The sequence below is a fragment of the Paenibacillus sp. NPDC056722 genome (genome assembly GCF_042790635.1).
GTDB lineage: Bacteria > Bacillota > Bacilli > Paenibacillales > Paenibacillaceae > Paenibacillus_AQ > Paenibacillus_AQ agri.
The window spans coordinates 108,015-120,512 of record NZ_JBHTYV010000009.1; the positions used below are offsets into that span (position 1 = coordinate 108,015).

General features: G+C 45.7%; 9 protein-coding genes. 5 read left to right on the forward strand and 4 right to left on the reverse strand.

Features of this window, described 5'->3' with window-relative positions; genetic code table 11:
• Positions 1 to 24: 24 nt before the first annotated feature.
• Both ACFRAM_RS20575 and ACFRAM_RS20580 read right to left on the reverse strand, forming a co-directional pair.
• Positions 25 to 1,800 carry an ABC transporter ATP-binding protein gene (locus tag ACFRAM_RS20575; protein ID WP_379467594.1) on the reverse strand — a complete coding sequence of 592 codons (1,776 nt, stop codon included), beginning with the start codon at positions 1,798 to 1,800 and terminating at the stop codon, positions 25 to 27.
• Entirely contained in the window at positions 1,787 to 3,562 is a 1,776-nt protein-coding gene (locus tag ACFRAM_RS20580; protein ID WP_379467596.1) for an ABC transporter ATP-binding protein, read from the reverse strand. Before ACFRAM_RS20580 ends, ACFRAM_RS20575 begins: the two co-directional genes overlap by 14 nt.
• A gap of 260 nt (positions 3,563 to 3,822) precedes the next feature.
• On the opposite strand from ACFRAM_RS20580, the gene ACFRAM_RS20585 reads away from it, so the two are divergent.
• Together ACFRAM_RS20585 and ACFRAM_RS20590 are read left to right on the forward strand one after the other, a co-directional pair.
• Positions 3,823 to 4,524, forward strand: a complete 702-nt coding sequence (locus ACFRAM_RS20585) for an ABC transporter ATP-binding protein (protein WP_379467598.1) — start codon at positions 3,823 to 3,825, stop codon at positions 4,522 to 4,524.
• A 13-nt stretch (positions 4,525 to 4,537) separates the two neighbouring features.
• On the forward strand, positions 4,538 to 7,021 hold the full coding sequence (locus tag ACFRAM_RS20590) for an ABC transporter permease (protein WP_379467600.1): 2,484 nt from the start codon (positions 4,538 to 4,540) through the stop codon (positions 7,019 to 7,021).
• Between the two features lie 33 nt (positions 7,022 to 7,054).
• Here the strand turns inward: ACFRAM_RS20590 and ACFRAM_RS20595 are convergent, their stop codons facing one another.
• Positions 7,055 to 8,047, reverse strand: a complete 993-nt coding sequence (locus ACFRAM_RS20595) for a DUF4003 family protein (RefSeq protein WP_379467602.1) — start codon at positions 8,045 to 8,047, stop codon at positions 7,055 to 7,057.
• A 227-nt stretch (positions 8,048 to 8,274) separates the two neighbouring features.
• Here ACFRAM_RS20595 and ACFRAM_RS20600 point away from each other — a divergent pair, with 227 nt between their 5' ends.
• On the forward strand, positions 8,275 to 9,651 hold the full coding sequence (locus ACFRAM_RS20600) for a hypothetical protein (RefSeq protein WP_379467604.1): 1,377 nt from the start codon (positions 8,275 to 8,277) through the stop codon (positions 9,649 to 9,651).
• Positions 9,652 to 9,827: 176 nt separating this feature from the next.
• On the opposite strand, the gene ACFRAM_RS20605 is transcribed toward ACFRAM_RS20600, so the two are convergent.
• The gene (locus ACFRAM_RS20605) at positions 9,828 to 11,030 is read right to left on the reverse strand and encodes a DUF5780 domain-containing protein (protein ID WP_379467605.1); all 1,203 of its coding nucleotides are present in this window, start codon (positions 11,028 to 11,030) and stop codon (positions 9,828 to 9,830) included.
• Positions 11,031 to 11,415: 385 nt separating this feature from the next.
• On the opposite strand from ACFRAM_RS20605, the gene ACFRAM_RS20610 reads away from it, so the two are divergent.
• A complete protein-coding gene (locus ACFRAM_RS20610) occupies positions 11,416 to 11,760 on the forward strand; it encodes a YojF family protein (protein WP_066379689.1) in 345 nt (114 codons plus the stop codon).
• A 23-nt stretch (positions 11,761 to 11,783) separates the two neighbouring features.
• Positions 11,784 to 12,440: a bacillithiol biosynthesis deacetylase BshB2 gene (gene bshB2 / locus ACFRAM_RS20615; protein WP_379467748.1), complete on the forward strand. Its 657-nt coding sequence runs from the start codon at positions 11,784 to 11,786 to the stop codon at positions 12,438 to 12,440.
• Positions 12,441 to 12,498: the final 58 nt, after the last annotated feature.

Consider the following 12,498-nt stretch of genomic DNA (forward strand, 5'->3'; position numbering starts at 1 on the left):
GTTCAATTAAGTGCCTATCTTCAATTATGCTTCCATCTTCTGCGCCGTATAGAGCCGGTGATAGAGTCCCTGCTTTGCGATCAGCTCATCATGCGAGCCGCTTTCTGCAATGCCTTTGCTTGACACATACATAATGCGGTCGCAGTTTTTTACGGTGGAGAGACGATGCGCGATAATAAACGAGGTACGCCCCTTGAGCAGTTCATTGAGGCCTTTTTGGAGCAAGCGTTCAGTCTTGGCATCAATGGAAGAAGTAGCTTCATCCAGGATGAGAATACGCGGATCTGCCAAAAGTGTTCTCGCGAACGAAATGAGCTGCCGCTGTCCCTGAGACAGCTTGGAGCCGCGCTCGTTAACTTCTGTCATATAGCCTTGCTCAAATTCACGAATGAATTCATCCGCGCAAACGGCCTTTGCCGCGGCGATCACTTCTTCTTCGGTGGCATCCAGTTTACCGTAACGGATATTGTCCAGAATGGTACCGGAGAATATGAAGCTGTCCTGCAGCATGATCCCCATTTGGCTACGAAGGGATTTCAGTGTGATCTGTGAGATATCCTGGCCATCAATCAGAATCTTACCGCTTGAAATGTTATAAAAGCGTGAGATCAGATTGACGACTGTTGTTTTGCCTGCACCTGTTGGTCCTACTAGAGCGATGCTTTCTCCCGCTTTGACCGAGAAGGAAATATTCTCAAGGATGTTGAGCCCAGGGTCATAGGCGAAGGTTACATCGTCGAAAGTGACATGGCCCTGTACAGCTGGCAATGTCTTCGCATTCGGAATATCGCTGACCGTAACCGGCTCATCCAGCGTTTCGAAGATACGCTCTAAGTAGGCAACGGCGTTGATAAAGTTATTGTACAGGTTCGAGAGGTTCAGAATGGGCTGCCAGAAACGGGCAGCGTAGCTACTCATCGCTAGAATGACGCCAAGCGTTATGTTTTGCGGACTAAGTGTCAACAGACCCACTAGAAAAATCAGTGCTGTAACGATCGTAGACAAGTTGTCTACTGAGAACGGAATCAGCATGTTGTAACGTAGAGCCTTCATCCATTCCGTACGGAAATTGCCAGCCAGACGCGTGAAGATCCCCTCATTGCGCTGTTCGCGGGAGAACATCTGCGTTACACCAATGCCGCTGATGCTCTCTTGTAAATACGCGTTCAGATTGGAGCTTTTATTAGACACAGCCTGCCATGCCCGGCGCTGCCGGGTTTTGATCAGCATCATGATGCCGAAGAACACAGGTAACCCTGCCAGGATGACGAACGATAGGCGCACATCGACGGCGAACATGAAGGCAGCGATAAAGAGCAAGTTCACGATTTCCAGAATGAAGTTGATAATACCGTTGGACAACACATCTGAAACCGAATTGACGTAATTCACGACCCGTATAAGGATCTTACCCTGCGGCCGGTCGTCGTAATATTTGAAGGGCAAATCCTGCAGATGCTTAAACAAATCGGTACGGATATCGAAAATAATATCCTGCCCGACACTTGTCATGATGCGTGAGCGGACGGTAGCCAGATAAACGCTGACTACAATGGTCACAAGCATCAGGGCAGACCAGCCTAGCAGCGCAAGCTTGGCTTTTGCCGGAATGGTCACGTCAATGACATGCTGCATGATCAGCGGTGCCGAGAGTGAGATGGCCGCCGAAAGAGCGCTGAGTACAAACGCTACAATCATAGGTGTCTTCTTCCGTTTGATATATACCATCGCACGCCGGAAGTGTTTTATGTTGAACGGCGATTCCAGATTTTCATCGACGTCGAATTTATTCCGTGCCATTTACGCTCACCTGCCTTCCAATACCCTCGTTCTGCAGTTTAAATACATCGTAATAGTACCCTCGTTTCGCCAGCAGTTCGGCATGGGTACCTTCTTCAATCAGCTTCCCGCCATCCACAATGAGGATACGGTCAGCCTGCGCAGTAGTAGACACCCGCTGCGCGATAATAATTTTCGTACAAGGATAATCGAGCTCGCGTAGACTTTTCTGAATATGTTCCTCCGTCTCCAGATCGACAGCAGAGGTCGTATCATCCAGAATCAGGATTGGACGGCGGACCGCCAAGGCCCGTGCCAGTGCAATACGCTGCTTTTGTCCTCCAGACAATCCGACTCCGCGTTCCCCAACAACGGTATCGTAACCTTCAGGCATTTTGGTAATGAAGTCGTGTGCGGCTGCGAGTTCGGCATAACCTTTCGCATCCTCTTCCGGAAGATCAGGATCGCCATAGGCGATATTTCCGTCGATGGTATCGGAGAACAAGAGTACATCTTGGGTCGCCATGCCGATATTACCGCGGAGTTCATCCAGCTCGAGCTCTCGAACATCGATATCGTCTACCAGCACACGTCCTTCGAATACATCGTAGAAGCGAGGGATCAAGTTGATGATTGTTGTTTTGCCTGATCCCGTCGAGCCCATGATTGCAATGGTTTCACCCGGTTCAACGGTAAAGCTAACATCGTCTAACACGAGAGCGCTGTCATATTTGAAGCGGACATGATCGAACACAATGCGGCCTTCATAACGGCGTTTCTCTATGGATGTATGCTCGTTGACAATATTGGGCTTAGCATAATAGACATCGACGATTTTGGACAAGCTCGCGAAAAAGCGCTGAATATCGTTGATAATAATGCCGATGTTGCGCATAGGGTTAGATACGGCCCATATGAGCGAAGAAAAGGCTGTGAATTCACCAAAGGTGATCCGGCCATCCATAAGGAAGTATCCACCGGCTAACATTAGGACTACGTTGAAGCCTTGCGCGAAGGATTCCAAATAAGGAAAATAATCAAGCCATACGAGGGCGGCCTTTTTGTTCGCCGTGGAATAGTTGACATTCTTCTCCGTGAATTTTTGGATCTCGAACTCCTCGCGGGCAAAAGCTTTAACTACACGGTTGCCTGAAATATTCTCCTGAGTAGTCGTGTTAAGCTGGGACAGTCGCTCGCGCAGGTCGATATACATGGGACGGACGCGTTTGGCGAATATGTAAGCCACGATAAAGATTGGCGGTGACAGGATCAGCATCCACAACGTCAGCTGCGTATCTATTGTGAAAAAATAGATAACGGCAGCAATGAAGATTGTTAACGATTCGATGATCGTCTTGAAAATCCATGCCATGGAGTGTCTGACCATGTCCAGATCGCCAGTCATCTTGGTCATAAGATCGCCAGTGCGGTTATGGTCGTAATATTCCCTGTCTTGCCCCTGGATCTTGTTGTACAAATAAATACGGATGTTGTACATCATGTTTTGCGAGGACTTTTCATACTGCATGGTCGTAAAATAAGCGAGCCCTGTACGCAGTAGAGAAAAACCAATCATGCCCAGGCAGAGCATTATCAATAGTTGCCGTTCTTGTGTAAGATTCTGCAGCGCGTTGTCACCAGCTATAAACGTATCGACAATGCGTTGACTGATGTATGGGTTCACGATCGTGAGACTGGAGCCCACCACCGAGAGGCAGAGCGCCATAATATAACGCGTCCGGTTTCCCTTTAAGTTCTGCCATAGCCATTTAAGTTCGAACATCTGATCACCTGTTTCTGATTGTTCTCTCACCCTTGCCTGAAAAGAGTGGCTAAATCAAAGTGATTATAACATTATCAAACGCCCAAGTATCGATTACGGAAATATTTTTCTTGTTACAATCGATGGAACTTTTTAAGAAGATCGTTTGTTCCTTGGTTTATAAGGTGATGCTACAATGACAGCGTTCTTTTCCATAACGAGCATTGGATAGATAGTGAAGAAGACAGGGCTTGGTTCGGCCAGAGACAGGAGGATGAGGGATGGGCTTTATTACAGTAAATGGGGAATACAAACGTTACAAGATGGGTGAGACTGTGATTGTCGCCAACGACGGGATTGATTTTGAGATTAATAAGGGGGAATTTGCGGTCATTGTCGGTCCAAGCGGTGCAGGCAAATCGACCGTGCTTAATATTCTTGGCGGGATGGATTCTGCTGACGAGGGCCAGGTCATGGTGGACGGTACGGATATTGCCAAATATAGTGCCAAGGAGCTGACAGGCTACCGCCGTATGGATGTGGGTTTTGTATTTCAGTTCTACAATTTGGTGCCCAATCTGACCACGCTGGAGAATGTCGAACTGGCGTCCCAGATTTCCCCGCGTGCCTTGGATGCACGTAAGGTGCTGGAGGATGTGGGACTGGGTGAGCGGCTTGATAATTTCCCGGCTCAATTGTCCGGCGGTGAGCAGCAGCGTGTCGCCATTGCCAGAGCGTTGGCCAAGCAGCCGAAGCTGCTGCTCTGCGATGAACCAACAGGCGCGCTAGACTACAACACCGGCAAGCAGGTACTGAAGTTGTTGCAGGATACTTGCCGCAATACCGGGACTACGGTCATCGTAATTACACATAACCTGGCGATTACGCCAATAGCAGACAGGGTCATTGAGATCAATAACGCTAAGGTACGGAAAATGGTTACCAATCCTTCGCCGGTATCCGTTGACGATATCGAATGGTAGGGAGAAGAAACGGATGAACAAACGCGCGTTGTGGAGTGATATTTTTCGTGAAATTTGGCGCACCAAGGCCCGTTTTATTTCGATTTTTGCAATCATTATGCTGGGCGTCAGTTTTTTTGCCGGGGTCAAGGCGACTGGGCCGGATATGCTGGATACAGCCGAAACGTTTTACCGGAAGCTGCGACTAATGGATCTAAAGGTGCAGACTACCTACGGACTGACTGAAGACAACATAAAGCTGCTAAGTAATGTGCCAAGGGTCGATGTGGTCCAGCCAGGTTATAGTGCGGATGTGTTCACCGGCGACAAAGCTTTAATACTTAAAGTCTACTCATACGACACCGAGAAACCGTTAAATCAGTACCATATTATTAAAGGACATCTTCCCAAGCATTCGGGAGAAATTGTACTAGATGACCGGCTTGATGGTGAGTATGGGCTAGGGGACAAGATTACGTTCACGGGAAACGGTAAGGATGCAGAACTGTCCAACAACTTCGGGGTACTGGATTATAACGTAGTGGGTTTTGTCCGGAGCCCCCAGTTTATCGAGAAGAAGAGCCGGGGAACCAGCGGGATCGGCAAAGGTAAGGTAGACGCGTTTGCAGCCATCCCGGAGACAGACTTCAAGCTGCCGGTGTATACAGAAGCGTATCTGTCCTTCACAGATACCTCCGCGTTGAAGGCCTATACGCCAGAGTATGAGGCGCTGATGAAGCAGCATACCAAGGATGTAGAACAGGCGCTGTCCGCCGGGCTGGCTTCCGCGAAGAAGGATTTGGCCGAAGGGGAGCGAAAGCTTGCAGAACTGGCTTTGCCCAAGATCTATGTCACTGACCGCAATGATAATCCGGGGTATGCCGAATATAAAGACAATGCTGACCGGTTGTCGGCGATTGCGAGCGCGTTTCCGGTGTTCTTTTTCTTGATTGCAGCACTGGTCAGCCTCACGACGATGACGCGAATGGTGGAGGAGCAGCGCTTACAGATTGGTACTCTTAAGGCGCTTGGGTATGGTAACCGTGACATTATAGCTAAATTCCTCGTCTATGGTACGCTTGCCAGTCTGGCGGGTTCAGTTGTGGGGCTCGCGTTGGGTTTTACCCTGTTCCCGACATTTATTTATAATGCGTATAGTTCGCTCTATAACCTCCCGGATATTATCAAAAGGTTCTATCCTGCGTATTCCATCATCTCCATCCTAGTGGCGTTAATATGTACTACTTTGACGGCCTGGATTGCTTCCCGTGTAGTGCTGCGCAGCAATGCTTCCATTTTGATGCGTCCGAAGGCGCCGAAGAACGGGCAGCGGATTGTACTGGAGAGGTTCTCTTTTGTCTGGAAACGGCTGAGCTTTGTCCAAAAGGTAACCGCACGGAATCTGTTCCGCTACAAGCAGCGGATGTTCATGACTGTGTTCGGTGTGGCCGGCTGCACGGCGCTGATTCTGACTGGATTTGGTCTCAAGGACTCGCTCGGCAGTATCTCGGGACGGCAATTCGGGGCAATTATGAAATATGATGTCCTTGTAGCTCTGCATGCGGATGCGTCCCCTGATGTAGTGGATGCCTATAAGAAGTTGATCACTGACGAATCTGCCATAACCGGTACGCTTGAAGTGGCACAGGAAACGATGACCGCGCGGGCCAAAGGGAGAAATGATCAGGATGTGAATCTGTTCATTCCTGTATCCGTTGATTCTTTGGCACAATTTGTGGAGCTGAGGGATCGATTAAGTGGAGAAAGGCGGAAGCTTACGGACAAGGGTGCTATCGTCTCGGAAAAGCTGGCTAAACTGTACGGGCTTGAGCCTGGTGGCTACTTGACCGTGGTGAACAAGGAGAACGAAACGTTCAAAATACAGATCGCGGGGATCACAGAGAACTATGTGATGCACTATGTGTATATGACCCCAGCGTATTTTTCTTCCGTATTCGGGAAGGAGCCCGTGTTTAACACAGAACTTCTGAACTATACCGTGCAGGAAAAAGCCTCAGAGGATACATTCGGCGAGAAGCTAACGGATAGTGAGCGTGTTGCTGCCGTTAGCTTCTCCAGCAGCTTAGGCACTGCCTTCGACGATATCATGAAAAGTATGAACGTTGTGACCTGGGTGCTCATTGTGTCGGCGGCGGCACTGGCTTTTGTCGTTCTCTACAATTTGAGCAATATTAATGTGTCCGAGCGGATCCGGGAGCTGGCTACGATCAAGGTGCTGGGTTTTTATGATAAGGAGATAACGATGTACATTTATCGGGAAAATATTTTGCTGAGCGTAATTGGTATCGTGGCTGGGTCGGGTCTCGGTATCCTGTTACACAGCTTCGTGCTGAAGACGGCCGAGCTAGATGCAACCTTGTTCGTTCCGATCATCAAATGGCCCAGTTATATTTATGCCGCACTCTTAACGCTGTTGTTCTCGGTCATTATCATGGCTTTCATGCATGTCAAGCTCAAGCGGATTCATATGATTGAGGCGTTGAAGTCGGTGGAATAGAACAGTCCATACCTTCCTTCCCGTCAATCCATTTTAATCTGAAGAGGAGGAAGCTACTGCGGCAGCTGATGCAGCTGTAGCCCCGGCTATAGCTGCCTGTTGTGCAATCACAATATTGGTAATGCTGGTGGAGAGCATCGTGGTGATCATGCCATTTCGCACATCATCCACATATTTGAAGGCCAGCAGCGAGGCGGAGAGCAGCAGCAATTCCTGCTTGCTGATGGACCAGCTGCCGAGGCCTTTTTGGGTGCGCAGAAATTCGTATGTCTCTGAGACATCCGTAACGATGTCCTCTCTGTTGCTGGGAAGCAAAGAGAGCACGCCAAGCGAAGAAAGGGTATATTCCTTGTCCAGACGGATCCCCCGTGCACGGAAGTCATCGCGTAAAGCAAGAACACGGGCCGCTGCCTCTGGGGCTTCTCCTCCAAGAATCAGGACCTGCGTCAGGGCTTGCACACTGTTCCCCGATAAAAACTCAGGTTTAAGCGTAGAATAGAGTTGCTCCATACGATCGATACCTTTTTCAATGTCGATATCGGAGAGACCGAGCATGGCAGCAAAGATATAGTCATCCTGTCCGGTAAGGAAACGGTGCTTCGCCTTCATACTGTCGTAAAATTGCTTTGCGCGTTCTACCGTACGGGGATATTGATCCGATGTCGCATGGGCAGCGATCTGATAGGCGGAAATGACGAGATAATCAGAGGCTCTAAATTTGACTTCCTTCATTAACTCATACACGGTCAGTGTGTTTGTGAGTTGTTTTTCTTGATCAGCAGAAAGAGAGAGCAGAGCAGCTATGCTGATAATCGAATTACCCCTGAAAGCAGAGAACCATCCGGTATTCTCTTTAATAAGTTCATAGCTTGCGCGGATCGCTTCATCATCGGCAATTTTGTTCTCTGCCGTGTATAGCAATGCCGCCAAACGGTTAACCATTACATTTTGCCAGGCGAACGCTTTTTTCAACTTCAGTGCGTTTTCTGCGAACAATTCAAGCTTAGCTGTGTACTGCTCTTTCATTAGATACACTCCTCACCTGTACTATGCTTTATTTGATACACCCTTCCAAGATCCGTTGATGTATATTCATTTTACCAGATCATCTTACATTTTTATCCTTTATTTTACGCTATGAAAGCGAGAGAAATGATTTACAAAAAAATTGCAAGCGACTATGATATTTCTATGCGTACTAATTTCCTTTTTTATCTATTTCATGGGGTCAGAGGGGACAAATGGAGGTCTAAATGAAGAAGCATGACAAAGTCATATCCATCATTTTTGTACTGATTATGGCGGGTATGGCTATTTTCTGGGCAGATTCAAATCATAGTTGGACAGTGCTAGGCACTATCGCCACAGTTGCCTGTTTCGCACTATTCGTGTTATTAGGTCTGCGCACGATACCTGTTTTATCAGAATATATTCTGACCAGCAAGCAACCGGAAGAGATGCGAGTCCATAGAATCGAACCCGGGAGAAAACAGACTTGGTTGAAGATTATTGGCTGGATGTTAATTAGCCGTGCGCTTCTCCTGATCATTGGTTATGTTTTTCTAATCATACAAAATGGTTATTCCGGCGGTCTCTTCAGTAAGGTGATGGAGACATGGCATATATCGGGGACCGATGCTGCATCCTATCTTGGTATTGCGGAGAACTGGTATGTGACAGAGGGAGATGCTAAATTTCACCTCGTGTTTTTCCCCTTTTTACCCAATCTGATAAAAGTGGTTGAGATATTTACCGGGAGTTATCTTGCGGCAGGATTTGTTATCTCTATCCTCAGCTCGATCGTTGCAGCTCTATTTGCTTATGAACTTGCCCGAATAGACATGTCGCAAAGAAATGCTCTACGAGTTGTAAAGTATATTTTTATATTTCCAGCAGCATTCTTTTTCCTAATTCCTATGACGGAATCGTTATTTTTGGCACTTTCTCTGATGTGTATCTATTTTGTGCGGAAAAAGCAATGGCTCATCGGATGCTTGTGCGGTGCACTGGCAGCCTATACGCGTTCTCCGGGGATACTTCTGGCAGTACCGGTCGCTATTGAATTCGTTCGGGAGTTGCTAGGTACATATAAAGTTGTAAATAGAAGGGCATGGATAAGCAGACTTGTTGGTGCGTTTGCCTGTCTCTTCATTATATCGCTGGGGCTGCTAGCCTATCTTTATATTAATTATGAGGTTACAGGTAACGCATTTCAGTACAGCATCTATCAAAAAGAGCATTGGTTCCAAAAGCTCTATTTCTTCTTCGATACGGTAAGATATCAGATGGAATATGCTGTTCGTACTTTTATTGAGGGAGATAGCCGTAATTTTCTTGGATTATGGTTGCCCAATTTGTTGACTATATTCTCCGCTCTGATCGTAATATATATGGCTGCGAAGAAACTGAATCCAGCATATACAGCGTATTTTATCGTGTATTTTGCGTTTGTGGTTGCTCCTACTTGGTTGTTATCCGCTCCGCGCTACTTTATCGTTGTGTTCCCGTTAGCTTTTGCAGCCGTAGCGCTCACAGAGGAGAAATCTAAGGATGCTGCGCTTACGGCAGTATCTGTTATCGGTGGTTTGCTATATCTCGCATTGTTTGTAGCGGGGTATCCTGTGTATTGATAGGTTCTAAGCGGCGATCTGCTGCCGGTAGTTCTATCGGTGACCGGTCGCCGGGTGTTATGGAAGTGTTGGTCATTACGCGTGTAAAATAAAATGCGCTGGCAGAGAAGGGAAGACCTCTCTCGCCAACGCATTTTATTTTATAGTATGAGTGGGATAGGATTTCGAAGGTATAGTTATCGGCTTAAGGGCTTTTCTTGATGCTCCTCAATCCAATACGGATAATACTCGTTCTCCCATGTTGTACCGTCATAGTATTCTACACTTTTTACACAGGCAAGCACAGTTGTTATACCATGGGTGCTGTCGAGGCCCCAGCCTTTTCCTGAACCAAAGGTAGCCTTTGGTACAATGTTTACATTTTGAGCGAGTCCTACAAATTCTAAGGAACTATCTCCATATTCTCGTTTAATCTTTATAGGAAGCCCGTTATTATCAAAGCCCAGCATAGAAACATCCATGTTTTTAACCACTTTATTAGTGTTATTCCGTGTTATGACTTGAATCATATCAGGATATAGCGATTTGTAGGTATCATCTTGAACGATTATAGATGTTTTCTCTACAGTTACCTCTTGATTTTTTTTGGCTTGTTCCATTTTCTCTTTGCGTTGGAGGGCTAGTTGTTCTTCATTTTGTTTTTCATAGACTGTTTTTTTAGCCATCAAATCAGAATCAGTAGACATGATGAATAATCCTTCATTTATAACTTTGATAGCTTCATCATACTTATGATCTGTTGCGAGTTTTTGAGCATCATCTAAAATAGATGTTTTATAGGCAGAAAAAGTATCCTTAATTAAGGTTTGGGCCTTCGAATAGTTAGCTTCGTCAACCTTGCTGACCTTCTTTAATTCCGTTAGGGCATTTTTCACATCGTTATTTTTCAGGAGTTCTTCTCCGGTCTTAAAGGCCGTTCTTGAACCATTCAATTTATCTATATCCGATTGAGCGGTTCTCACTTCCGAATTCAAAAGATTCGTTTTCTTAATGATTTCCAGTTGGTTTAAAGCAGTGTTATAATCGATCTTTTCGTCAGTATAATCTTTTTTAATTTGTTCTAAGCTGGTTTGAAGATAGATTTCGACTTCTGATTCCTTTTCTAAATCGCCTTTGATTTTGTTTTCATAAACTTCTATCGCATTTCCGTATTTATTATCTTTAATAGCATTCTTGAATGCATTCACAGGTCTGTTGTTTAAGGTCAAGAATATCAAGGCAATGATGATCAAAGCTCCAATAATACTACTGCTTAAAATCCACGTTTTTTTGTTTTTTTTCCTTCCAGAAGCTCTACTCATAGTCCTGGCTCCACAATTGTTACAGAATAGGCTATCCTCGGGCAGCTCAGTGTTACACTTACTACAAAGCATGTTCATTCCCCTTTTATTTTACTTGCCTGTTTAAGTTCTTCTTCAATCTTTTAGTGAATAATGTCGAATTAGGTCTTAAGTTGTAGGCATATAATACCATTATACTTAAATAAACAAAATCATCCAATTAATTTTAGCGAATTCTCTTTAAAATAAGACACAAATTACCACTATCCTGGTGGAAATCTATTTGAAGATTTATTAGAAATAGATATTGGATACCTTTCCCTAGTATTCAGAAACATCCATTGAATTACATAGCATCGCAAGTTATACTTTGATGAGAAATAAGTCACACTTATATCATGTAGGTCCGTTCTGCAAAGGGTTGGATCTTATTTCTTATATGTACATTCAGCTATACAATTCAGTCAGAGATGGAGGCGTAACATTGCAGCTAATCAATCAGTCAGAAATACAACAAAGAATCGACCGGTTTAAAGATCAGGATATGTATATCCATCTTGAGTTGACAATGGGGGCATATGCTGCTCATTTGGATAGCTCTAAGCATTCGGCTTCTACTTTCATCACCAATGCTGTTATTCAATATTCTCACGGGTCGATTTCAGGAGAAGGACCTTATCGTATCGGTTTGAAAATGTCGCAAGGTTGGGTGTACTCAGAAGGTTTAACTCACTATGAAGAGAGTGAGACAGATAGATTGATCATGGCAGGGCACGACAGTCAAGGCAAGCTTATCGTATCTTTACAATTAAGCCGGGAGCCTTTCTAATGCATGAGGAGATGAAGAATTCAGTGGAGAGACATATTCTTGTTGTATTGCCACACCCGGATGACGAGGCCTTCGGTGTAGCAGGTACCCTGGCGAAGCATATACAGAATGGAACTCAGGTAACTTATGCCTGCCTGACACTAGGCGAAATGGGCCGGAATATGGGGATTCCACCGTTCGCTAATCGGGTAACCCTTCCCGAGATACGCAAAAAAGAGCTTGAAGCATCTTGTGAGGCCATTGGCATACAGGATCTAAGAATGCTTGGTTTCCATGACAAGATGATTGAATTTGAGGATCAGGACTTGTTGGATAGTCAAATTGACGCGCTCTTGAAAGAGCTTAACCCTTCGTTAATCGTTACGTTCTACCCGGGTTATAGCGTTCATCCCGACCATGATGCCACTGGAGCCGCAGTTATCCGTACGGTTGAAAGACTACCTAAGGCAGAGAGACCTCCTGTTCACTGTGTGGCCTTTGCCCGGAATACGGAGCAAGAGATTGGCAAACCTAATGTTATCATTGATGTCAAAGATTTTCTGAAGCCTAAAATGGCATCGATTCAAGCGCATAAATCACAATTCCAAGCGGCAGAGTTAGTGGGCAGCAAAGAATTGAATGATGAAGAGATTCAAGCGCGTTTTGGAACAGAGCATTTCTGGATTTATCCTTTTAAATAAGGAAGTCAAAACATATAGTAAATTCAAACAACCAATCGCCGGAAATCAATCGGTGATT

Coding starts and splice junctions, on each gene's coding strand:
- ACFRAM_RS20575 (WP_379467594.1), bottom strand. CDS start 1,800: ATGGCACGGAATAAATTCGACGTCGATGAAAATCTGGAATCGCCGTTC.
- ACFRAM_RS20580 (WP_379467596.1), bottom strand. CDS start 3,562: ATGTTCGAACTTAAATGGCTATGGCAGAACTTAAAGGGAAACCGGACG.
- ACFRAM_RS20585 (WP_379467598.1), top strand. CDS start 3,823: ATGGGCTTTATTACAGTAAATGGGGAATACAAACGTTACAAGATGGGT.
- ACFRAM_RS20590 (WP_379467600.1), top strand. CDS start 4,538: ATGAACAAACGCGCGTTGTGGAGTGATATTTTTCGTGAAATTTGGCGC.
- ACFRAM_RS20595 (WP_379467602.1), bottom strand. CDS start 8,047: ATGAAAGAGCAGTACACAGCTAAGCTTGAATTGTTCGCAGAAAACGCA.
- ACFRAM_RS20600 (WP_379467604.1), top strand. CDS start 8,275: ATGAAGAAGCATGACAAAGTCATATCCATCATTTTTGTACTGATTATG.
- ACFRAM_RS20605 (WP_379467605.1), bottom strand. CDS start 11,030: ATGAACATGCTTTGTAGTAAGTGTAACACTGAGCTGCCCGAGGATAGC.